Below are 22,223 nucleotides of genomic sequence, written 5' to 3'. Positions count from 1 at the left end.
CTGTCAAACCTGTCGGCATTTCCCTACGATCGTGTCGAATTCATGGCGCTGACCCTCCTTGAAAGGCCGCAGCGCTTTCCTCTACCGTAACTGTCTGTCTCTTCTTTTACGGATAAGCCATGTCCTTGGCCGGCTCACGATCGTTGTTTTTCATGGCTTTCCTGGCGGCGGCCGTGGTGTTGGGCGGTTCGTATTATCTGGAGTATGCAGTCGGACTCAAAGCGTGTGGCCTGTGCATGTTGCAGCGTCTGTGCCTGCTGCTGTTGATGCTCGTGTGCATGATCGCAGCGGTGCATGGTCCGCGTCGCCTGGGCAGTGGTTTGTATTGGCTGGCGAGCCTGATCAGCGCCAGCGCAGGCATGGCTATCGCCTGGCGCCAGGTGGTGCTGCAAAACGATCCTGTGTCGCAACTGATTGCATGCTCACCGGACGCCCAGGAGTTTTCCAGAGAGATGCCACTAGTGTGCCTGCTCCGACTGATGTTCGAGGGAACTGTGGACTGTGCGCGGATTTCCTGGTCGCTGTTTGACCTGAGCATCGCCGAATGGAGTCTGATGTTTTTTGTCTCGGTGTCGATCCTCAGTGGCTATCAAACCCTTCGGATGGTCTGCAGCGCCTTTCAGCACCCATCCAGCGACGAGTCGTCGCACTGCCGCCCACAGGGCGATTAAACACTTGTATGAACTTTATCTCCTGCGTACCTTGTAGCAGTTGGCGTGCGAGCATAATCTGGCCCGCACGCGTCATTGGATTTATGTTGCTCGACGGTGCTTCGCCCGGCCGAACCTTGATACTCAAGTCTTGCGGTAAGTAGGGCGGCATTACCCACAAGGGAAGAGAGATCACCATGCTCGAAAGTTGTCAGAATGCTCAGGAACGCTGGGGTGGAGTGCATCTGCTGATCGATCGCTGGTTGCAGGAGCGTCACGAACTGGTTCGGGCCTATGATGCTCTCGGCTCCAAGCCTGAGACCCTGAGTAAAGAGCAAAAGCCATTGCTGGAGTTCTGTGGCGTGCTGGTCGACTATGTATCGGCGGGCCATTTCGAAATCTACGAGCAGCTCACCGGTGAGGCAAAAGCCTTCAACGACAAGCGTGGTCTGGAGCTGGCCGAGACCCTCTACCCACGCATCGATGTCATCACTGAAAAGCTGCTGGCGTTCAACGATCTGTGCGACGAAGGCAAGTGTGTCGCCGAGAAATTCAAGGAACTGGGTGGCTTGCTGCATGAGCGTTTCGAGCTCGAAGACTGCCTGATCGAAGTGCTGCACACGGCGCACAAGGAAGAAGCTCCGGCACAAGCCTGAGCCTGATCGACAAGACCCTGGAACGGTGCGCATGACGCACCGTTTTTCGTTTATGGATTCTCAGCCAGAGATGTCCAACAACTCCACTTCAAATACCAGCGGTGTAAAGGGCGCAATGAGATCGCCTGCACCCTCGGCGCCATACGCCTGCGCAGAGGGGATGACCAGCCGCCATTTCGCGCCCACCGGCATGTCCTTCAGCGCTGTGCGCCAGCCAGGGATCACACTGTCGAGACTGAACCATTGGGCCTGATCGTTCTGGTCGAACACGCTGCCATCAGGCAGCCTGCCGATGTAGCGGACCTGGACCTTGCCATGGGCACCGGCGGTGTCGCCATGACCTGCCACCCACTTCGTCAGCAGGATGCCGTCGGCCAATACCGTGACACCGGGCCTGGCTTTTTCCGTCGTTAAAAAACGCTGCTCTTCCTGTAGCGCAATTTCACTTTTCGGTTGGTTGGGCTGCTCGGCCATGCGCGCTTCATGTGCAGCCAAAAGCTGCTCGATGCGTCGATCATCAAGCGCCAGGGGTTTGCCCTGATAAGCCTGTTGCAGACCTTCGAGCAACGCCTGAATTTGCAAGTCCGGAACCTCCTGCCGCAAGCGTTCACCCAAGCTTGCACCCAGGCTGTAAGCAAGATCGTGGGCGTCATTCTGCGGATTTTTTTCTGCGGCCTGCGCCATCGAAAAAACCACGCACAAAGGTAAAAAAAGCAAACGCGACATGGGCGTTCTCCGGCTTGGAATGTGCAGGATTATGCCAGCGCGAAAGGGCAGTTCGCAGAACTGCTTTGTGCTTGGGGCAGAACATTTTCGGTTTCGTGCAACCCATGGCAATCGATACTGTCAACATGCCCTAGCGGCGGTAGCAGCAGAGGTCTAGTATGAGCCGCACTCACGTCAGCCAGGAGGTAAACCATGTCGGCCAATAAGAAGCCTGTAAATACTCCGTTGCATTTACTCCAACAGCTCTCGGGCAGCCTGCTCGAACATTTGGAAACTGCTTGTTCGCAAGCCTTGGCTGATGCTGAAAAACTGCTCGCCAAACTGGAAAAGCAACGCGTTAAAGCACAGGAAAAACTGCACAAGTCCCGCACCAAATTGCAGGACGCCGCTACGTCCGGAAAAGCCAAGGCGCAGGCCAAGGCCAAGGGTGCGGTCAAGGAGCTGGAAGACCTGCTCGATGCCCTCCAGAAGCGTCAATCCGATACTCGCAACTACATTCTGCAACTCAAGCGCGATGCTCAGGAAAGCTTGAAACTGGCCCAGGGTGTGGGTCGGGTTAAAGAGGCAGTTGGCAAGGCATTGACCCTGCGCGCGGCCAAGCCTGCAACTGCCGCTGCGGCAAAAAAACCGGCTGCCAAACCAGCCGCCAAGGCGCCTGCCAAAACCGCCGCCAAGCCTGCAGCCAAGGCACCGGCTAAAGCCGCTGCAGCCAAGCCTGCAGCCAAGGCACCGGCTAAAGCCGCTGCAGCCAAGCCTGTAGCCAAGGCACCGGCCAAAGCCGCTGCAGCCAAACCTGCTGCCAGGACGGCCGCCGCCAAACCGGTTGCTGCCAAGGCGCCTGCAAAAGCCGCCGCCAAGCCTGTGGCGAAAACTGCCGCCGCCAAACCCGCAGCCAAGACTGCAGCGGCTAAGCCCGCGGCTAAAACCGCTGCTGCGAAACCGGCTGCCAAGCCAGTAGCCAAGGCTGTTGCTGCCAAAGCTCCGGCCAAGGCTGCCGCCAAGCCAGCGGCTAAACCGGCTGTGAAGCCTGCCGCTGCCAGCGCTGCGAAACCAGCCGCCAAGCCTGCTGCTGCCAGTGCTGCGAAACCCGCAGCCAAACCCGCTGTTGCGAAGCCAGCCGCCGCTAAACCTGCAGCTAAACCAACTGCAAAACCAGCAGTGAAAAAGCCCGCCGCCGCTAAACCGGCTGCAGCCAAACCGGCAGCCGCACCTGTCGCCGCCAAGCCAGCGGCTCCAGCACCAGCGACTTCGCCTGCACCAGCGCCAGCCTCGGCGTCGGCCGCCAGCGCTCCAGCTGCCTCGCCTGCACCGGCCGCCAGCGCCACCAGCACACCGACAAGCGCTTCCTAAGCCTCGGTCAACGCGACGCGCAGCTGATGCAGCGCGTCGCGATCAAGGTTGGCGGCGTCCGCCGCCGTACCTTCCAGCCATAAGATCAGGTCATTTCTCTGACCCGTTGGCCATTTCCGCGCCGAATTCTCCAGGCGCACCAACAACTGTTTCTCCGCTTCCAGCTCCAGGGTTTTGATTTGCGCGCGCAGGGCGCTGATCGAGGCATCCGTCACGGCCGCTACTTTCCATTGCCTGCGCAATTCACGAAGGGGCTGGATCACATCGGTGTACCAAGGCTGTGCCACTTGCACCAGTTGTTGCAATCGCTGCGCAGTGCAGGCGACGCCGCGCTCGCCCAGCCAGGCCGCACACAACAACAGGCAAACATTGGCGCCGGTATCCTGCAGTCGCAGGCAAATGGGCTCGATGCCCGGCCTTGCATAGGTGTCGAGGGAAAAGCTCCACAGGTCAGAGGACATAGTGCTACTCGCGCCAGTTGCGAGCGAAGCTGGTAGACTCCGCCGCCATTATGATTCGACTTCAGAACCTGACTTTACAGCGTGGCCCGCAACGTCTGCTAGAAGACGCCGAGCTGACCCTGCACGCCGGCCACAAAGCCGGCCTGATCGGTGCCAATGGCGCCGGCAAATCGAGCCTGTTTGCCTTGCTTCGAGGTGAACTGCACCCGGACTCGGGCGACTGCTTCCTGCCGGCAGATTGGCGTATCGCCCACATGCGCCAGGAGGTCGATACGCTGGATCGCCTGGCGGTCGACTACGTGCTCGATGGTGACCTGCGCCTGCGCGAGGTCCAGCGCGACCTCGCCGCCGCCGAAGCTGCCCACGATGGTGCCGCCCAGGCGCGCCTGCACGCCGAGCTCGACAGTGCCGACGGCTACACCGCCGATGCGCGCGCGCGCAAGCTGCTGGCGGGGCTGGGCTTCACCAACGAACAGACGGATCGTCGCGTCGGAGATTTCTCCGGTGGCTGGCGGATGCGTCTGAACCTGGCGCAGGCCTTGATGTGTCCGTCGGACTTGTTGCTGCTTGACGAACCGACCAACCACTTGGACCTCGACGCCATCATCTGGCTGGAAGAGTGGCTCAAGAGCTACCCCGGCACCCTGCTGCTGATTTCTCACGACCGCGACTTCCTCGACGCCGTGGTCGATCATGTGGCCCACGTCGATCAGCGCAAGATCACCCTGTACCGCGGTGGCTACACGGCGTTTGAACGGGCCCGTGCCGAGCGTCTGGCTCAGCAGCAACAGGCCTACGAGAAGCAGCAGGCGCAACGGGCGCACATGGAAAGCTACATCGCCCGGTTCAAGGCCCAGGCCACCAAGGCCCGTCAGGCCCAGAGCCGGATCAAGGCGTTGGAGCGGATGGAGGAACTGTCGGCGGCTCACGTCGATTCGCCGTTCGACTTCGTCTTCCGCGAGTCGACGAAGATCTCCAGCCCCTTGATTGACCTGTCCGATGCCCGCCTGGGTTACGGCGACAAGACCATCCTGGAGAAGGTCAAACTGCAGTTGACCCCCGGCGCGCGGATCGGCCTGCTCGGCCCCAACGGTGCCGGCAAGTCGACCCTGATCAAGAACCTCGCCGGCGAACTGTCACCGCTGGCCGGGCGCCTGACCCGTGGCGAGAACACGGTGGTCGGCTACTTTGCCCAGCACCAGTTGGACTCGCTGGACGCCAAGGCCAGCCCCTTGCTGCACCTGCAGCGCCTGGCGCCGACCGAGCGCGAACAGACTCTGCGCGACTTTCTTGGTGGCTTCGACTTCCGCGGTGCGCGAATCGACGAACCGGTGCTGAACTTCTCCGGTGGTGAAAAGGCCCGCCTGGCGCTGGCACTGATCGCCTGGGAACGGCCTAACCTGCTGTTGCTCGACGAACCGACCAACCACCTGGACTTGGAAATGCGCCTGGCGCTGACCATGGCCCTGCAGGAATTCAGTGGCGCGGTTCTGGTGGTCTCCCACGACCGTCATCTGCTCAAGAGCACCACTGACAACTTTTTCCTGGTGGCCGACGGCAAGGTCGAAGAGTTCGACGGCGACCTGGAAGACTACGCCCGTTGGCTGGTCGAGTATCGTCAGCGCAATGCGCCGGTGAGCACGACGCCGGTCAATCCGGACAAGACTGACAAGAAGGCCCAGCGCCAGGCCGCGGCTGCGTTGCGTCAGCAACTGGCACCGCACAAGCGAGAGGCCGACAAGCTCGAAGCCGAATTGGGCAAGCTCCACGAGAAGTTGGCGAAAGTCGATGCAAGCCTGGGTGACAGCGATATCTACGAGTCGGCGCGCAAGAATGAATTGCGTGACCTGCTGGCCGAACAGGCCCGCTTGAAGGTCCGCGAAGCGGAGCTTGAAGAAGCCTGGATGGAAGCGCTGGAACTGCTGGAAAGCATGCAGGCGGAGCTGGAGGCGCTGTCGTGATCGAGGCGTTCAAGGTGCCCTTGCCGGCGGTGTGGATCGAGCCGCTGTGGCTTGGCCTGCAAATCCTCCTGATTCTGCTGGCGGGCTACCTGGCGCAGCGCTTCGTAGCCAAGGGGCTGACCCGTCTGGGTGAGCGTTATCCGTTTCCGCCGCAGTTGCTGATGCCGCTGCGTGGTGGTCTGCGCTGGCTGATCATGGGCAGCGCGTTGATCTTTGTCCTGGAGCGCCTCGGCGTTTCAGCGACGGTGCTGTGGACCGCGCTCTCGGGTTTCGTCGCGGTTGCGGCCGTGGCGTTTTTCGCCATGTGGAGCGTGCTGTCCAACCTGCTGTGCGCAATCCTGATCTTCACCGTCGGGCCCTTTCGCCTGGGTGATGTGGTCGAGTTGGTGGACACCACCGACAAGCCCGGCGTCAAAGGCCGGGTGGTCGCGATCAACCTGCTGTACACCACACTGATCGAGGCGCAAGAGCTCGGCACCGGCAGCGCCATGGTGCAAGTGCCCAACAGCCTGTTCTTCCAGCGCTCGGTCCGGCGCTGGCGCGGCAGCGACGTATTGCCGTCCAGCGGCTTCGAGAAGTAGTCGCACGCCCGCTGTCGCTGGTCGGCAGCGGACATTTCCGGTAAAAAATCGATAGTCATTCGCCGGCTGGCGCATTAGCTTAGACAACTGACAAGCGTGTGAGGCGAGGTGTGCGATGGTGTTGGAAACGTGGCTGGCTTTTTTTGCCGCCTGCTGGGTAATCAGTCTTTCTCCGGGCGCCGGCGCCATTGCGTCGATGTCCAGCGGCCTGCGCTACGGTTTCTGGCGCGGCTATTGGAATGCCCTCGGCCTGCAATTGGGCCTGGCGCTACAGATTGCCATTGTCGCCGCCGGCGTCGGCGCGATCCTCGCGACATCGGCGACTGCCTTCTATGCGATCAAATGGTTCGGCGTGGCGTATCTGGTGTATCTCGCCGTCAAGCAATGGAAGGCGCTGCCCAGTGACATGAGCGATGACGCGGCGATGCGCCCGATCGGCAAACCCATGGCACTGGTATTCCGGGGTTTCCTGGTAAACATCAGTAATCCCAAGGCGCTGGTGTTCATGTTGGCGGTGCTGCCGCAATTCATCGATCCGCATGCTCCCTTGGTGACGCAGTACCTGATCCTCGGGGCGACCATGATCTGTGTTGATCTGATCGTGATGGCCGGATACACCGGACTTGCCTCCAAGGTGTTGCGCCTGCTGCGCACGCCAAAGCAGCAGAAACGCATGAATCGCACCTTCGCGGGTCTGTTCATTGGTGCCGCTGCGTTCATGGCGACCCTGCGCAAAGCCGTGGTCTGAACCATCCCGCTTCAATGAAAGGCGACCTCTGGGTCGCCTTTCTCATTCTCGGCACCTGAAAACGCCCGCCATGGACCGACAAAGCTTGAGTGAAACTCATTCGAAGTGAACAATATGTAACTTCGTATTACCAAATGAGATTCATTCATGACTGCGCCGTCCCGTTTCCTGGCCTGGCTGGTCCTCCCGTTGCTTGCGCTGTGCAGTTCCAACCTGCTGGCCGACACCGTGGAAGGTGCCCCACAAGCCCTGCATGTCCTCGACTACATTGGCGCCGATTACCCGGCGACGGTCGAAGCGGGCAAGGTGATCGATAGCGCTGAATACCAGGAGCAGCTCGAGTTCCTGAAGTCGCTGCAGGGTTTTGTCGGCGGATTACCGGCCAATCCGCAGAAGCCTGAACTGGAACAGGGGCTGGCGGCGTTGACCAAGGCTGTCGACGAGCGCCAGGACGGTGCGACGGTCGCCCGTCAGGCGCGGCAACTGGGGGCGAAGCTGGCGGTGGCCTATGAGGTCAGTCAGGCGCCTATCATCACTCCTGACCCGGCACGCGGCGCGCCGCTGTATGCGCAGAACTGCGCGGTCTGCCATGGCGCCAGCGGTGCTGGTGACGGCCCTGCCGGTGTCGGCCTGGAGCCGCCGCCGGCGAACCTGCAGGATCGCGCCCGTCAGGACCGCCTGAGCCTCTACGCGATCTACAGCACCCTGGGGCAGGGCATCGAGGGCACGGACATGCCGTCGTTTGCCGATCAGCTGGATGAACGCCAGCGTTGGGATCTGGCAACCTACATCGCTGGCTTCACCGCCGACCCGGCGGCGGTAAAAAGTACGAAGACCTTCAACCTTGCCGATCTGGCCCGTCAGACCCCGGCAGAAGTACTGGCGGCCGAAGGGCCTGAAGCAGCAGCTACTTTCCGTGCGCAGCGAGCCCAGCCACCTCAGGTCCAGCGTGGCCCGGCGCAGTTGCTTGATTACACCGCCGCGACCCTGGACAAGAGCATTGCCGCGTACCGGGCTGGCGATCACGACCAGGCCTACGATCTGTCGGTGGCGGCTTATCTGGAAGGCTTCGAGCTGGTTGAAAGCTCGCTGGATAACGTCGACGCCAACGTGCGCAAGGACACCGAAAAGGCGCTGATGGCCTACCGTCAGTCACTTCAGGACGGCTTGCCGGTGGAGCAGGCCCAGCAGCGCCTGGACACGGCCAAGGCCAAGCTCAAGGAATCCGCCGGCCTGCTCGGTGGCGATGGCCTGAGCTGGTCGCTGAGTTACATCTCCGGTCTGTTGATTCTGCTGCGCGAAGGCCTGGAAGCGATTCTGGTCCTGGCGGCTATCCTCGCGTTCCTGCGCAACACCGGCCAGCAGTCGGCGGTGCGCAGCGTCAACGTCGGCTGGGGCCTGGCCTTGCTTGCTGGCCTGGGGACCTGGGCCTTGGCGGCCTATGTAATCGACGTCAGCGGCGCTCAGCGTGAACTGCTCGAAGGTGCCACGGCGCTGTTCGCCAGTGTGATGGTGCTGTGGCTCGGGGTGTGGATGCACGACCGGCGCCACGCAGCGGCCTGGCAGGATTACATCAAGAGCAGCCTGGTGGGCGGGGGTGGGCGTTTCGGCTTCGCGATCCTGGCGTTCTTCTCGGTATACCGTGAACTGTTCGAAGTGATCCTGTTCTACGAAACCCTGTGGCTGCAAGCCGGTCCCGCCGGACATAACGCGGTGCTGGCCGGTGGTGCAACCGCCTTCGTACTGCTGATTGGCCTGGCCTGGGTGATTTTGCGCGGCTCGGCGAAGTTGCCGCTGGCGCTGTTCTTCTCGATCAACGCCGGGCTGCTCTGTGCGCTGTCGGTGGTGTTTGCCGGGCATGGTGTGAAAGCTCTGCAGGAAGCCGGGATCTTCGGCACCCGGCCAGTGCCGTTCTTCGATTTCGACTGGCTGGGGATTCACGCTGATGCTTACTCGCTCAGTGCGCAGGTGCTGGCGATTGTGGCTATCGTCGTGCTGTACAGCCGCAGTCGTATGGCCGAGAAGCGTCGGGCGACGGCGTAGTTCATTACAGAGGAGAACACCGTGCGTGTATGGATCGATGCCGACGCTTGCCCACGGGCAGCGAAGGATCTGGTGGTAAAGTTCGCCCTCAAGCGCCAGTTCGAGGTCGTGCTGGTGGCCGGCCAGCCGCAGACCAAGCCCGCACTGGCGTTGGTCAAGCTGATCGTGGTGCCCAGCGGCCCGGATGCGGCGGATGACTATCTGGTGGAGCACGCGGTGCCCGGTGACTTGGTGATCTGCAGCGATGTGCCATTGGCCGATCGTCTGGTCAAAAAGGGCGTTGCTGCTCTGGACCCACGGGGAAAGGAGTTCGATGCGCAGAACATGGGCGAGCGCCTGGCCGTGCGCAATCTGTTTACCGACCTGCGCGAGCAGGGGCAGATGAGCGGCGGACCGGCGCCGTTTGGCGAGCGGGAGAAACAGGCATTTGCCAATGCGCTGGACCGGATTCTCACTCGGCTCAGTCGCAAAGGCTGATGCTCAAGCGTCGTTTTCGTGGGTCAGTTCCAGCACCCGGTCCACCAGCTTGTTGATGCCGGAGGCGGCCTCGCTGATTGACTGCGCGAGCATGTAGGCAGGTGTGCTGACCAGTTTGCGCGCCTTGTCTTCGACGATGTCTGTGACGGCGCAGTCGGTGTGAGTGGCGCCCATTTTGGTCATGGCCGCAGCAGTATCGGCGTCGTTGCCGATGGTGCAGGTGACGCCCGGGCCGTAAATTTTGGCCGCCAGCGCCGGGGAAATGCAGATCAAACCCACAGGTTTACCGGCTTCGGCAAAGGCCTCGGCCAGTGCCAGGACTTCCGGTTGCAGGCTGCAGCCGGCACCTTCGATGGCGAAGTTGGAGAGGTTCTTCGCTGCACCAAAACCACCGGGCACGATCAGTGCGTCGAAGTCTTCGGCATTGGCCTCGCGGATGTCCTTGACCTGGCCACGGGCTATGCGCGCCGATTCCACCAGGACATTGCGCGCCTCAGGCATCTCCTCACCGGTCAGGTGGTTGATCACATGCAATTGCGCGATGTTGGGGGCGAAGCACTGCACCTGAGCGCCGCGCTGATCCAGGCGCAGCAGGGTGATCACGCTTTCGTGGATCTCGGCACCGTCATAGACGCCACAGCCGGAAAGTATCACTGCAACTTTTTTGCTCATGGGCTCTTCTCCAGATTCATGGCGCTAAATGTCCACTAATTTGCCACCGGTTGCCATAGGGTCAAAGAGTTGACCGCTGATCGTTGGACAACCGTTCCTCGCGGATCGCGCCATGAAATTCAGGTGAGCACTGCGCTGGCCGTTACAGCCTGCTGAGCGTGACGCCCGCAAGTTACTCGGCTGGCGTCTTGGGCTCGTTCCGGGCCATTTCGGCCTTGAGTGCCTGCTCATCGGCGTAGACCTGTTTGGCCAGCCGCGCATTCTTGAATCGTCGACGCAGCCACAGACCAAGACCCAACACCAACAGGGCGCCCAGCACCCATAGTTCGTACTTTTTGACGCTGCCGAGCATGCCTTCCAGAACCGCTCCGAAATGATAGGCCGCGGCGGCCAGCGCGGTGGCCCAGATTGCCGCACCAATGCCGTTGAGGATCAGGTAGCGGCCAGGCGGATACCCCGACAGGCCGATAGCCACCGGCATCACAGTGCGCAGGCCATAGACGAAGCGAAAGCTCAGGACCCAGATGTCCGGATGCTTGCGAATATGTTCCAGCGCCCGATCGCCCATCAATTGCCAGCGCGGCTTGCGCGCCAGCAGCTTGCGTCCGTGCTTGCGGCCCAGGAAGTACCACAGCTGGTCGCCGGCGTAGCTGCCAAGGAACGCCACGACCACTACGATATTGATGTCCATGTAGCCACGGAACGCGAGGAATCCTGCAAGAACCAGGATGGTTTCGCCTTCGAAAAACGTACCCAGGAATAGGGCAAAGTAGCCAAAGTCATTCAGGAATTGTTGGAGCATTGTCTGGGTGCTGGCGAAATGAACGCGCAGCCTAACCCCTTAGGCCCATGGAGGAAAGTATCCAAATGTGTCTCGACGTGAACAAATCCTACAAGGACAATGAATGCGACTACGGGTCACAGGGGTGCACATAACTGTCACACGACGGTCATAATGTGCGCTTATAACTGTCACGCTCGCCCGCCAGCGCGGGCTCAGGAGTCTGCCGTGAGCTTTACCCCCGCCAACCGTTTGTTTCCTGCAACCCGCCTGCGTCGCAACCGTCGTGATGAATTTTCGCGTCGTCTGGTCCGTGAAAACGTCCTGACTACCAACGATCTGATTCTGCCGGTGTTTGTGCTGGACGGTGAAAACCGTCGCGAAGCGGTGGCATCGATGCCGGGCGTCGAACGCCTGACGATCGACCTGTTGCTTGAAGAAGCGGCGCAGTGGGTCGAGCTGGGGATTCCGGCGGTTGCCCTGTTTCCGGTGACCCCGACCGAACTCAAGTCCCTCGACGCCGCGCAGGCCTGGGATCCGCAAGGCATTGCCCAGCGCGCCACCCGCGCTTTGCGTGCGCAGTTCCCGGAACTGGGGGTGATCACCGACGTGGCCCTGGACCCGTTCACCACCCACGGCCAGGACGGCATCCTCGATGAAGACGGCTATGTGCAGAACGACGTTACCGTCGATGCACTGGTCAAGCAGGCCTTGTCCCATGCCGAGGCTGGCGCGCAGGTGGTGGCGCCATCGGACATGATGGATGGCCGCATCCAGGCGATCCGCGAAGCGCTGGAGCTGGCCGGTTACGTCAACGTGCGGATCATGGCCTATTCGGCCAAGTACGCCAGTGCCTACTACGGGCCGTTCCGCGATGCGGTCGGTTCCGCGTTGAACCTGGGCAAGGCCAACAAGGCGTCCTATCAGATGGACCCGGCCAATGGCCATGAAGCCTTGCACGAAGTGGCTAGCGACTTGTCCGAAGGCGCGGATATGGTCATGGTCAAGCCGGGCATGCCGTACCTCGATATCCTTTATCGGGTCAAAGAAGAATTTAAAGTGCCGACCTTTGTCTATCAGGTCAGCGGTGAATACGCCATGCACATGGCGGCGATACAAAACGGCTGGTTGAGCGAAGGGGTGATCCTTGAGTCCCTGACCGCCTTCAAACGTGCCGGCGCTGATGGCATCCTCACTTACTTTGCCGTACGTGCCGCTCAATTGTTACGAGAGCAAAAATAGCCCTCCCAGGAACACGCGATGAATACCGAAGGCCTTACTGAAGTTGCTGTAAACGAAGCCCTGCCTGTGGACGAGCCGGTGGTCGAAGCGGCGCCGGAGCCCGCTCCTGCACCGGTGCCGCCACCAGTGGTCGCCGAGGCGGCACCTGCTGCGCCAGCGGTGCCGGTCCCGGGCCTGGATGACAGCATCCTTTATATTCATCGCGAACTGTCGCAACTGCAGTTCAACATCCGCGTGCTGGAACAGGCGCTGGATGAGTCCTACCCGTTGCTGGAGCGGCTGAAGTTCTTGCTGATCTTCTCCAGCAATCTCGATGAGTTCTTTGAGATTCGTGTCGCCGGCCTGAAGAAGCAGATCACCTTCGCCCGTGAACAAGCCGGCGCCGATGGCCTGCAGCCGCATCAGGCGCTGGCACGCATCAGCGAGTTGGTGCACGGCCATGTCGACCGCCAGTACGCGATCCTCAACGATATTCTGTTGCCGGAGTTGGAGAAGCATCAGGTCCGCTTCATTCGTCGGCGGCACTGGAACACCAAGATCAAGACCTGGGTGCGCCGCTATTTCCGCGACGAAATCGCGCCAATCATCACCCCGATCGGCCTCGATCCGACGCACCCGTTCCCGTTGCTGGTTAACAAGAGCCTGAACTTCATCGTCGAACTCGAAGGGGTCGATGCCTTTGGTCGCGATTCCGGCCTGGCAATCATCCCGGCGCCGCGCTTGCTGCCACGGGTGATCAAGCTGCCGGAAGAAGTCGGAGGTACTGGCGACAATTATGTGTTCCTGTCGTCGATGATCCACGCACACGCCGACGACCTGTTCCAGGGCATGAAGGTCAAGGGTTGCTACCAGTTCCGCCTGACCCGAAACGCCGACCTCGCGCTTGACTCCGAAGACGTCGAAGACCTGGCCCGCGCTCTTCGTGGCGAGCTGTTCTCGCGGCGCTACGGCGATGCGGTGCGTCTGGAAGTGGCCGATACTTGCCCGAAACACCTCTCGGATTACTTGCTCAAGCAGTTCAACCTGAGCGAGACCGAGCTGTATCAGGTCAATGGCCCGGTCAACCTGACCCGTCTGTTCAGCATCACCGGCCTGGACAGCCATCCGGAGCTGCAATACACCCCGTTCACCCCGCAGATCCCGAAATTGCTGCAAAACAGCGAGAACATTTTCAGTGTGGTCGGCAAGCAGGACATCCTGTTGCTGCACCCATTCGAGTCGTTCACCCCGGTGGTCGACCTGCTGCGTCAGGCTGCCAAGGACCCGCATGTATTGGCCGTCCGCCAGACCCTGTACCGTTCCGGCGCCAACTCGGAAATCGTCGACGCGCTGGTGGATGCGGCGCGTAACGGCAAGGAAGTCACCGCGGTGATCGAGTTGCGGGCGCGCTTCGATGAAGAGTCCAACCTGCAACTGGCCAGCCGTCTGCAAGCGGCCGGCGCGGTGGTGATTTATGGCGTGGTCGGCTTCAAGACCCACGCCAAGATGATGCTGATCCTGCGTCGCGAGGCCGGTGAAATTGTCCGTTACGCGCACCTCGGCACCGGTAACTACCACGCCGGCAACGCCCGCCTGTACACCGACTACAGCCTGCTGACTTCCGACGACGCCTTGTGCGAAGACGTCGGCAAGCTGTTCAGCCAGTTGATCGGCATGGGTAAGACGCTGCGCATGAAGAAGCTGCTGCACGCGCCGTTTACCCTGAAGAAGGGCATGCTCGACATGATTGCCCGCGAAACCCAGTTCGCCCTCGACGGCAAGCCGGCGCACATCATTGCCAAGTTCAACTCGCTGACCGATCCGAAGATCATTCGCGCGCTGTACAAGGCCAGCCAGTCAGGGGTGCGCATCGATCTGGTGGTGCGCGGCATGTGCTGCCTGCGTCCGGGCATCGCCGGGGTCTCGCATAACATTCATGTGCGCTCGATCATCGGCCGCTTCCTCGAGCACACCCGGGTGTTCTACTTCCTCAATGGCGGCGAAGAGCAGATGTTCCTCTCCAGTGCCGACTGGATGGAGCGCAACCTCGACAAGCGCGTCGAGACTTGCTTCCCGGTCGAAGGCAAGAAGCTGCTGACCCGGGTCAAGAAGGAGCTGGAACTGTACTTGACCGATAACACCCACAGCTGGAGCCTGCAATCGGACGGTCGCTACGTGCGCAACACCCCGACCGGCAACCAGAACCCGCGCAGCGCCCAGGCGACCTTGCTGGAGCGTTTGGGTAGCCCGATCCTGCCGGTCAGCAGCTGACTCTCAGGCAACAGGCAAAAAAATGGCGATCCCTGAGGATCGCCATTTTTGTTTTCAGCGCACGCTGAGGGTGAATCCGACCCGGGTCAGCCACTCGGCTTCCAGGGCGAAGTCGGCCTGGGTCAGTTGGTTTTCGTCCAGCCAGTTTTCCGGGAACTGCACTTCCAGGCTGTCGCCGTTGGCATGCAGCGATACCTGGGGCATCGCCTGGGTGCCGCGGATGTGGTGGAACAGAATTGCGAAGCGCAGCAGGACGCACAGGCGGATCAGCTTGATGCCTTCGTCGCCGAACTCGGCGAACTTGTCCTTGGGAATATTGCGTCGGTGCCCGCGAACCAGCAGGGCCAGCATCAGTTGGTCTTCACGGGAGAAACCGGCCAGGTCCGAGTGCTCGATCAGGTAGGCGCCATGCTTGTGGTAATGGTAGTGGGCGATGTCCAGGCCGACTTCGTGCACCTTGGCGGCCCAGCCCAGCAGTTCGCGCCAGACGCCGTCATCCAGATCCCAGTCCGCCGCCACCTGGTCGAACGCGTGCAGCGCCTTGCGCTCGACGCGAACGGCCTGATCGAGGTCGACGTGGTAGCGGTCCATCAGGGAGCTGAGGGTGCGTTCGCGCACGTCTTCATGGTGATGACGGCCCAGCAGGTCGTACAGCACGCCTTCGCGCAGCGCGCCGTCGCAGTGGTCCATGCGTTGCAACTCAAGGGCGTCGAAGATCGCTTCGAGGATCGCCAGGCCGGCAGGGAAGATCGCCCGACGGTCAGGCTTGATGCCCTCGAAATCGATTTTCTCCGCGTCGCCGAGCTTGAACAGCTTGCGTTTGAGCCAGGCCAGGCCCTCGGCATTGACCTCGCCAGTGCCGTGGCCTCCGGCCTTGAGCGCCAGGCCGATGGCACGGATGGTGCCCGAGGAGCCGATGGCCTCATCCCAGGTCAGGCGGTGCAGGGCGTGTTCAATGCTCATGATCTCCAGGCGCGCCGCAGTGTACGCCTGGGCGTAGCGGGCCGGGGTGATCTTGCCGTCCTTGAAGTAGCGCTGGGTGAAGCTCACGCAGCCCATCTGCAGGCTTTCACGCAGCAGCGGTTCAAAGCGCTGGCCAATGATAAATTCGGTGCTGCCACCGCCGATGTCGGCCACCAGGCGCTTGCCCGGGGTGTCAGCGAGGGTGTGGGACACGCCGAGGTAGATCAGGCGGGCCTCTTCACGACCGGAAATGACTTCGACCGGATGCCCGAGAATTTCCTCGGCGCGGCGGATGAACTCGCCGCGGTTGCGCGCTTCACGCAGGGCGTTGGTGCCGACGATTCGCACGGCGCCCAGGGGCATGCCGTTGATCAGTTGGGCAAAGCGCTTGAGGCAGTCGAGCCCGCGCTGCATGGACTCTTCGCTGAGCTGGCGTGCTTCGTCGATCCCGGCAGCCAACTGAACCTTTTCGCCGAGCCTCTCGAGAATGCGTATTTCATTGTGGTGAGCTTTGGCCACGACCATATGAAAGCTGTTCGAGCCCAGGTCGATAGCGGCGATCAGGGACAGATTCTTGGCTTGGGATTGGGGCATGGTCTAGGGGTCTCGGTCGATAACCTGACCATCGTGCCACGATCAATCGCTGCCGCCAACGCGCAGTGTTCAAAGCCTTGATCCAGTGCAGGAAAACTGCTGACGGCTGCGCGGTCAATCGCGGGCAAGCCCGCTCCCATATGTGGGTTTCCATGTTGCCATTCACGGTGGGCGCGGGCTTGCCTGCGAAGACGGGCTGACCGACGCTGAAGAACGGTCAGCCCGCCGCCTCGACCGTCCCGATAAAGTTCGCCAGCTCCGCCGTCTGCGGCTGGGCAAACAACGTCTTGGGATCACCCACCTCATGCACCTTGCCCTGGTGCATGAACACCAACTTATCCCCAACCTCTCGGGCGAAACGCATTTCGTGGGTGACCATAATCAGCGTCATGCCTTCCTTTGCCAGTTGCCGGACCACACTCAGCACTTCGTTGACCAGCTCCGGGTCGAGTGCCGAGGTGATTTCGTCGCACAGCAACACTTTTGGCGACATGGCCAGGGCACGGGCAATCGCCACCCGCTGTTGCTGGCCGCCGGACAGTCGGTCCGGAAAGGCATCGAACTTTTCCCCCAGTCCGACCCGTTCCAACATCTGACGCGCCAGTTCGGCGGCCTTGGCTTTGGGCACTTTTTGCACCACCTGTGGCGCGAGCATGACGTTCTCACCCACGGTCAGGTGCGGGAACAGGTTGAACTGCTGGAACACCATGCCGACTTTCTGCCGCAGGCTGCGCAGGTCGGCGCGGGCGGTATCGAGGTATTCGCCGTCGACTTCGATCACCCCGTCGTTGATTGACTCCAGGCCGTTGAGGGTACGCAGCAAGGTCGATTTACCCGAGCCACTGCGGCCAATGATTGCGACTACCTGGCCTTCCTCGATGCTCAGGTCGATCCCTTTGAGCACATGATGGTCGCCGTAGTATTTATGCAGGGCGGAAATTCTAAGCAGAGGCATGCAGTCTCCTTTCCAGGTATCGCGCACTGAGCGACAAGGGGTAGCAAAGCAGGAAGTAGCCGAGGGCGACGAGGCCGTAGACCATGAAAGGTTCGAAGGTGGCGTTGGCGAGCATGCCGCCGGTCTTGGTCAGTTCGGTGAAGCCGATGATCGAGGTGACGGCAGTGCCTTTGACCACTTGCACCGAGAAGCCCACGGTCGGCGCCACGGCGATGCGCAGGGCTTGCGGCAGGATCACGTAGCGCAACTGTTCCAACGGGCTCAGCGCCAGGCTGGACGATGCCTCCCATTGGCCGTTGGGGATCGAATCGACGCAGCCGCGCCAGATCTCCGCCAGGTAAGCGCTGGTAAATAGCGTCAGTGCAATCGCCGCCGCCATCCACGGTGAAATCTCCACCCCGGCCAGCGCCACGCCGAAAAACACCAGAAATAGCTGCATCAACAGCGGCGTGCCCTGGAATAGCTCGATGTAAGTACGGGCGACGCGACGCGGCAGGGCTTTATCTGAAATGCGCATGACCATGATCAGCAAGCCGATCAGCCCGCCGCCAATAAAGGCCACCAGCGACAGCGCCAGGGTCCATTGCAGGCCGGTCAGCAGGTTGCGCACGATGTCCCAGAAGGTGAAATCGCTCATCGGCTACTCCTTGTAATGAACCGCTGGCCGATCCAGTTCAGCAATTGGCGGATCAGCAGTGCCATGCACAGGTACAGCAGCGTGGTCAGGGCATAGGTTTCAAAGGCGCGGAAGTTGCGCGATTGAATGAAGTTGGCGGCGAAACTCAGCTCTTCGGTGGCGATCTGTGAACACACCGCCGAGCCGAGCATGACGATGATGATCTGGCTGCTCAGGGCCGGCCAGACTTTGCCCAGCGCTGGCAGCAGCACCACGTGGCGGAACGCCTCGAAACGCGTCATCGCGAGTGCCGCCGCGGCCTCCAGTTGACCCCGGGGGATCGCCTGGATGCCGGCGCGGATGATCTCGGTGGAATAGGCGCCGAGGTTGATCACCATCGCCAGCACCGCCGCCTGCCACTCGGAAATTTGCACGCCCAGGGACGGCAAACCGAAAAAGATGAAAAACAGCTGCACCAGGAAGGGCGTGTTGCGGATCAACTCGACGTAGACCGCGAAGATCCCCGAGAAAGGCCGGATATTCCACGCCCGCACCAGCGCCCCGACGATGCCCAGTCCCACGCCAAGCACAGCGCCGATGGCGGTCAGCTCAAGGGTGAACAACGCGCCGCGCAACAACAGGTCGGTGTTGCTCAGCACCGGCAGGAAATCGAACTGATAAGCCATAAAACGTCTCCAGCGTGCCGAATCAGAGGTCGGCCGGCAACGGCTCTTTCAGCCAGGTCATGGCGTTCTTTTCCAGTGCGCCGTCGCTCTTGGCGGTCACCAGGATCTGGTTGACCTTGTCCAGCAGCGCCGGCTCGTTTTTGTTAACGCCTACGTAGACCGGCGAATCCTTGAGCTTCACTTTCAGCACGGGCACCCGTTTCGGGCTCTTTTCGCTGATCGCGACCATCACCACGTTACCGCTGGCAATCAGGTCGACTTGCCCGGCCAGGTACGCAGCAATGGTCGAGTTGTTGTCTTCAAAACGCTTGATGGTCACGCCTTCGGGGGCGACCTTGGTCAGCTCGATGTCTTCGATCGCGCCGCGGGTGACGCTGATGGTCTTGCCCTTGAGGTCGTCCAGCGACGTGATGTCGGCATCTGGCGGACCGAATACGGCGAGGTAGAACGGCGCATAGGGGCGGGAGAAGTCGATAACTTTCTCGCGCTCGGGGTTTTTGCCGAGGCTGGAAATCACCAGGTCGACTTTGCCGGTGGTGAGGAACGGAATGCGGTTGGTGCTGTTGACCGGGGTCAGTTCAAGTTTGACCTTGAGTTGGTCGGCCAGCAGCTTCGCGGTGTCGATGTCGAGACCGCGTGGCTTCATGTCTGGCCCGACCGAGCCGAAGGGGGGGAAGTCCTGGGGCACGGCCACCTTGAGGACGCCGCGTTTGACCACATCCTCCAGGCCGTCGGCGTGGGCGGGTGCCTGGCTCAGCATCAGGCTGGCAAACAGGGCGGCGAGGAGGGCGCTGTAACGCTGGGTCATGGCAAATCTCCGGATCGGCAAGGAGTGATTTCTGCGGATCGACAGAGCATGGGTCATGCCAACTTGGGGTTTGCGGGCGCCAGGGCACGGTTTTGCTGGCGCAGTACGGTCTTACTGGTCTGAACAGTCAGGTTGCATTTCGCACCCCGATGGCGCAGCCGTGGAAAGCGCCGAACCCCCATGGGGCACGACTTGCCGGGCGTCGCGAATAGCTTTACAACTGACCGCACCTTGGCCTGGTTCGTCTGGAAAACCATGAATTCGATCTCCCGCGCCGTACCCGAAGTGGCGCTGCAAGCCATCCGCAAACTGATTACCGAGCAGGGCTTCGGCCCTGGGGATGCCCTGCCTTCGCAACGAGACCTGGCGGTACAGCTGGGTGTCAGCCGGGCTTCTTTGCGTGAGGCGTTGTCTTCCCTCAGTGCGTTGGGCGTCATCAGCGTCCAGCCGGGCAAAGGCGTGTTCGTGCAGGCGTCGGTGGAGCTGCCGCAAGGCGAGACCGCGCCGGGCTGGCCGTTCGCGGCGCAGGCTTCGCCGCTGGATATCTTTCAGTTGCGCTATGCGTTGGAGAGCTTTGCGGCGGGGTTGGCGGCGGTGACCCTGAGCACTGATGAGCTCGATGCACTGGAAGACAATGTCGCCGCCATGCGCAATGAACTGAAGTCTGGCGACTTCGAAGCAGCGGCCCGGCTGGACTTTGAGTTCCACCGACGCATCCTGCTGGCCAGCGGCAATCAAGCGATGCTGAGCATCCTGACGGCCAGGGCCGACATCTTTCTAGAGAGTCAGAAGCTACCGTTCATCCGGGCCGAGCGGGCCATGGAAACCTGGCAGGAACACCGCAAGATCCTTCGCGCCCTTAGCCGCCGGGCCTCTGGCGCCGCGCAAAAGGCCATGCAGGAACACGTACGCAATGCCGCTTTGCGTACAGGAATTGCGTTCATCGCTCCCCTTACCCCATGACGTGAGCTATACCCAAACTCATGCATCACCATAGCGAGACTCAATCAACTGCGGCTTCCTGAACGGGGGAAGGGCGGCTATGATGGGCCACGTTTTTTTGCTTACAACCTGGAGACTTCCATGAGCAGCGATCTTATCAAACACGTTAGCGACGCTAGCTTCGAAGCTGACGTACTCAAGGCCGAAGGTGCTGTACTGGTCGACTACTGGGCTGAGTGGTGCGGTCCATGCAAGATGATCGCTCCGGTCCTGGACGAAATCGCTGAGACCTACAAGGGCAAGCTGACCGTTGCCAAGCTGAACATCGACGAGAACCAGGAAACCCCTGCCAAGCACGGCGTGCGCGGTATTCCTACGCTGATGCTGTTCAAGAACGGCAACGTTGAAGCGACCAAGGTCGGTGCGCTGTCGAAGTCGCAACTGGCTGCTTTCCTCGACGCCAACATTTAAGCGTCGTTGCAAGTGTCACCCAAAAAGCCCCGCAATTTGCGGGGCTTTTTCGTTATTCAGGGCTAGACGCTCCGAAATACAGGTGGTACATTCGGCCCCGCACTGGTTTCTCCAATGCCCCCTGCAAGCCGTCGCCGACGCACTCCTTTTCGAATAAGTACGCGATTCTGTCGCCTTCTCCGCGGCGCGGCCTCATTAAGCCAAAAGCTTAATTTCCCCCCTCTATAAATGATTACGTCATTCCTATATGAATCTGACTGAACTCAAGCAAAAGCCGATTACCGAACTGCTCGAATTGGCCGAACAGATGGGCATAGAAAATATGGCCCGTTCGCGCAAGCAGGACGTGATTTTCTCCCTGCTGAAAAAGCACGCGAAAAGCGGCGAGGAAATCTCCGGTGATGGCGTGCTGGAGATCCTCCAGGACGGCTTCGGCTTCCTGCGCTCTGCAGACGCTTCCTATCTCGCCGGCCCGGACGATATCTACGTCTCGCCGAGCCAGATCCGTCGCTTCAACTTGCGTACCGGTGACACCATCGTTGGCAAGATCCGCCCGCCAAAAGAAGGCGAGCGTTACTTCGCACTGCTCAAGGTCGACACGATCAACTTCGATCGTCCGGAGAACGCGAAGAACAAGATTCTCTTCGAGAACCTGACCCCGCTGTTCCCGACCGTACGCATGAAGATGGAAGCCGGTAACGGTTCCACCGAAGACTTGACCGGTCGTGTGATCGACCTGTGCGCACCGATCGGCAAAGGCCAGCGCGGTCTGATCGTGGCACCGCCGAAAGCCGGTAAAACGATCATGCTGCAGAACATCGCGGCGAACATTGCGCGTAACAACCCTGAAGTTCATCTGATCGTGCTGCTGATCGACGAGCGTCCGGAAGAAGTAACCGAAATGCAGCGCACCGTGCGCGGCGAAGTGGTTGCCTCGACGTTCGACGAGCCACCAACCCGCCACGTGCAGGTTGCCGAAATGGTGATCGAGAAGGCCAAGCGCCTGGTTGAACACAAGAAGGACGTGGTGATCCTGCTCGACTCCATCACCCGTCTGGCCCGTGCCTACAACACCGTGATCCCGAGCTCCGGCAAGGTCCTCACCGGTGGTGTCGATGCCCACGCCCTGGAGAAACCAAAGCGTTTCTTCGGCGCCGCGCGGAACATCGAAGAAGGCGGCTCGCTGACCATCATCGCCACCGCACTGGTTGAAACCGGTTCGAAGATGGACGAAGTGATCTACGAGGAATTCAAGGGCACCGGCAACATGGAACTGCCGCTGGATCGTCGTATCGCTGAAAAACGCGTGTTCCCGGCCATCAACATCAACCGTTCCGGCACCCGCCGCGAAGAGTTGCTGACCGCCGACGACGAGTTGCAGCGCATGTGGATCCTGCGCAAGTTGCTGCACCCGATGGACGAAGTCGCCGCCATCGAGTTCCTGGTCGACAAGCTGAAAACGACCAAGACCAACGATGAGTTCTTCCTGTCGATGAAACGCAAGTAAGTCGAACAGGTTGAAAAAGCCGGGGAAACCCGGCTTTTTGCTATCTGAATTTTGCTCAACCGGCAGTTCGTGGTTCTGAAGCG

The 22,223-nt window shown here is 60.9% G+C and carries 22 protein-coding genes; 13 read left to right on the top strand and 9 right to left on the bottom strand.

The features are described 5' to 3' along the window. The first annotated feature begins 119 nt into the window (after nucleotides 1–119). On the top strand, nucleotides 120–671 hold the full coding sequence (locus tag KW062_RS28630; protein WP_105753591.1) for a disulfide bond formation protein B: 552 nt from the start codon (nucleotides 120–122) through the stop codon (nucleotides 669–671). Nucleotides 672–847: 176 nt separating this feature from the next. After that, nucleotides 848–1,306 carry an Rsd/AlgQ family anti-sigma factor gene (locus KW062_RS28625; protein ID WP_027616868.1) on the top strand — a complete coding sequence of 153 codons (459 nt, stop codon included), beginning with the start codon at nucleotides 848–850 and terminating at the stop codon, nucleotides 1,304–1,306. 60 nt (nucleotides 1,307–1,366) lie between these two features. Here the strand turns inward: KW062_RS28625 and KW062_RS28620 are convergent, their stop codons facing one another. Continuing rightward, the gene (locus KW062_RS28620; protein WP_105753592.1) at nucleotides 1,367–2,032 is read right to left on the bottom strand and encodes an FKBP-type peptidyl-prolyl cis-trans isomerase; all 666 of its coding nucleotides are present in this window, start codon (nucleotides 2,030–2,032) and stop codon (nucleotides 1,367–1,369) included. Nucleotides 2,033–2,224: 192 nt separating this feature from the next. Here KW062_RS28620 and KW062_RS28615 point away from each other — a divergent pair, with 192 nt between their 5' ends. After that, complete coding sequence (locus tag KW062_RS28615) at nucleotides 2,225–3,382, top strand: AlgP family protein (protein ID WP_105753593.1); 1,158 nt, start codon at nucleotides 2,225–2,227, stop codon at nucleotides 3,380–3,382. On the opposite strand, the gene KW062_RS28610 is transcribed toward KW062_RS28615, so the two are convergent. Then, the gene (locus tag KW062_RS28610; RefSeq protein ID WP_105753594.1) at nucleotides 3,379–3,843 is read right to left on the bottom strand and encodes a TIGR02444 family protein; all 465 of its coding nucleotides are present in this window, start codon (nucleotides 3,841–3,843) and stop codon (nucleotides 3,379–3,381) included. The two genes, KW062_RS28615 and KW062_RS28610, sit on opposite strands and share 4 nt — an antisense overlap. Nucleotides 3,844–3,893: 50 nt before the next feature. Between KW062_RS28610 and abc-f the strand changes: the two genes are divergently transcribed. The 5 genes from abc-f to KW062_RS28585 all read left to right on the top strand — a co-directional run bounded on the left by abc-f (nucleotide 3,894) and on the right by KW062_RS28585 (nucleotide 9,653). Beyond that, complete coding sequence (gene abc-f, locus KW062_RS28605) at nucleotides 3,894–5,804, top strand: ribosomal protection-like ABC-F family protein (protein WP_105753595.1); 1,911 nt, start codon at nucleotides 3,894–3,896, stop codon at nucleotides 5,802–5,804. Beyond that, nucleotides 5,804–6,385: a mechanosensitive ion channel family protein gene (locus KW062_RS28600; RefSeq protein ID WP_105753731.1), complete on the top strand. Its 582-nt coding sequence runs from the start codon at nucleotides 5,804–5,806 to the stop codon at nucleotides 6,383–6,385. Before abc-f ends, KW062_RS28600 begins: the two co-directional genes overlap by 1 nt. Before the next feature lie 115 nt (nucleotides 6,386–6,500). Continuing rightward, a complete protein-coding gene (locus KW062_RS28595) occupies nucleotides 6,501–7,133 on the top strand; it encodes a LysE family transporter (RefSeq protein ID WP_105753596.1) in 633 nt (210 codons plus the stop codon). A gap of 147 nt (nucleotides 7,134–7,280) precedes the next feature. Beyond that, complete coding sequence (locus KW062_RS28590) at nucleotides 7,281–9,176, top strand: FTR1 family protein (protein ID WP_105753597.1); 1,896 nt, start codon at nucleotides 7,281–7,283, stop codon at nucleotides 9,174–9,176. Between the two features lie 21 nt (nucleotides 9,177–9,197). Next, nucleotides 9,198–9,653 carry a YaiI/YqxD family protein gene (locus KW062_RS28585; RefSeq protein ID WP_105753598.1) on the top strand — a complete coding sequence of 152 codons (456 nt, stop codon included), beginning with the start codon at nucleotides 9,198–9,200 and terminating at the stop codon, nucleotides 9,651–9,653. A 3-nt stretch (nucleotides 9,654–9,656) separates the two neighbouring features. Here the strand turns inward: KW062_RS28585 and elbB are convergent, their stop codons facing one another. Together elbB and KW062_RS28575 are read right to left on the bottom strand one after the other, a co-directional pair. Further along, nucleotides 9,657–10,325 (bottom strand): isoprenoid biosynthesis glyoxalase ElbB, encoded by a 669-nt coding sequence (gene elbB / locus KW062_RS28580; RefSeq protein WP_027616877.1) that lies wholly within the window; start codon nucleotides 10,323–10,325, stop codon nucleotides 9,657–9,659. Between the two features lie 172 nt (nucleotides 10,326–10,497). Continuing rightward, nucleotides 10,498–11,127, bottom strand: coding sequence for a DedA family protein (locus KW062_RS28575; protein ID WP_027616878.1), 630 nt, complete (start codon nucleotides 11,125–11,127; stop codon nucleotides 10,498–10,500). A 207-nt stretch (nucleotides 11,128–11,334) separates the two neighbouring features. On the opposite strand from KW062_RS28575, the gene hemB reads away from it, so the two are divergent. Both hemB and ppk1 read left to right on the top strand, forming a co-directional pair. Further along, complete coding sequence (gene hemB, locus KW062_RS28570) at nucleotides 11,335–12,348, top strand: porphobilinogen synthase (RefSeq protein WP_027616879.1); 1,014 nt, start codon at nucleotides 11,335–11,337, stop codon at nucleotides 12,346–12,348. An 18-nt stretch (nucleotides 12,349–12,366) separates the two neighbouring features. After that, the gene (ppk1, locus tag KW062_RS28565) at nucleotides 12,367–14,598 is read left to right on the top strand and encodes a polyphosphate kinase 1 (RefSeq protein WP_027616880.1); all 2,232 of its coding nucleotides are present in this window, start codon (nucleotides 12,367–12,369) and stop codon (nucleotides 14,596–14,598) included. 54 nt (nucleotides 14,599–14,652) lie between these two features. On the opposite strand, the gene ppx is transcribed toward ppk1, so the two are convergent. The 5 genes from ppx to KW062_RS28540 all read right to left on the bottom strand — a co-directional run bounded on the left by ppx (nucleotide 14,653) and on the right by KW062_RS28540 (nucleotide 19,220). Further along, complete coding sequence (gene ppx, locus KW062_RS28560; protein WP_027616881.1) at nucleotides 14,653–16,155, bottom strand: exopolyphosphatase; 1,503 nt, start codon at nucleotides 16,153–16,155, stop codon at nucleotides 14,653–14,655. Nucleotides 16,156–16,372: 217 nt separating this feature from the next. Further along, nucleotides 16,373–17,110 (bottom strand): amino acid ABC transporter ATP-binding protein, encoded by a 738-nt coding sequence (locus tag KW062_RS28555; RefSeq protein WP_105753599.1) that lies wholly within the window; start codon nucleotides 17,108–17,110, stop codon nucleotides 16,373–16,375. Beyond that, nucleotides 17,097–17,747 (bottom strand): amino acid ABC transporter permease, encoded by a 651-nt coding sequence (locus KW062_RS28550; protein ID WP_027616883.1) that lies wholly within the window; start codon nucleotides 17,745–17,747, stop codon nucleotides 17,097–17,099. Before KW062_RS28550 ends, KW062_RS28555 begins: the two co-directional genes overlap by 14 nt. Further along, nucleotides 17,744–18,412 carry an amino acid ABC transporter permease gene (locus tag KW062_RS28545; RefSeq protein WP_027616884.1) on the bottom strand — a complete coding sequence of 223 codons (669 nt, stop codon included), beginning with the start codon at nucleotides 18,410–18,412 and terminating at the stop codon, nucleotides 17,744–17,746. Before KW062_RS28545 ends, KW062_RS28550 begins: the two co-directional genes overlap by 4 nt. Nucleotides 18,413–18,434: 22 nt before the next feature. Next, entirely contained in the window at nucleotides 18,435–19,220 is a 786-nt protein-coding gene (locus KW062_RS28540) for a transporter substrate-binding domain-containing protein (protein WP_105753600.1), read from the bottom strand. A 255-nt stretch (nucleotides 19,221–19,475) separates the two neighbouring features. Between KW062_RS28540 and KW062_RS28535 the strand changes: the two genes are divergently transcribed. The 3 genes from KW062_RS28535 (at nucleotide 19,476) to rho (ending at nucleotide 22,140) form a co-directional block, all read left to right on the top strand. Next, entirely contained in the window at nucleotides 19,476–20,183 is a 708-nt protein-coding gene (locus tag KW062_RS28535; RefSeq protein WP_105753601.1) for a FadR/GntR family transcriptional regulator, read from the top strand. 120 nt (nucleotides 20,184–20,303) lie between these two features. Further along, on the top strand, nucleotides 20,304–20,633 hold the full coding sequence (gene trxA / locus KW062_RS28530; protein WP_003206727.1) for a thioredoxin TrxA: 330 nt from the start codon (nucleotides 20,304–20,306) through the stop codon (nucleotides 20,631–20,633). A gap of 247 nt (nucleotides 20,634–20,880) precedes the next feature. Then, nucleotides 20,881–22,140, top strand: coding sequence for a transcription termination factor Rho (gene rho, locus KW062_RS28525; protein ID WP_003206716.1), 1,260 nt, complete (start codon nucleotides 20,881–20,883; stop codon nucleotides 22,138–22,140). Nucleotides 22,141–22,223 lie beyond the last annotated feature (83 nt).

The sequence above is a fragment of the Pseudomonas fluorescens genome (assembly GCF_019212185.1).
Taxonomy (GTDB): Bacteria; Pseudomonadota; Gammaproteobacteria; order Pseudomonadales; family Pseudomonadaceae; genus Aquipseudomonas.
This window is presented reverse-complemented; position numbering and strand designations above follow the sequence as displayed.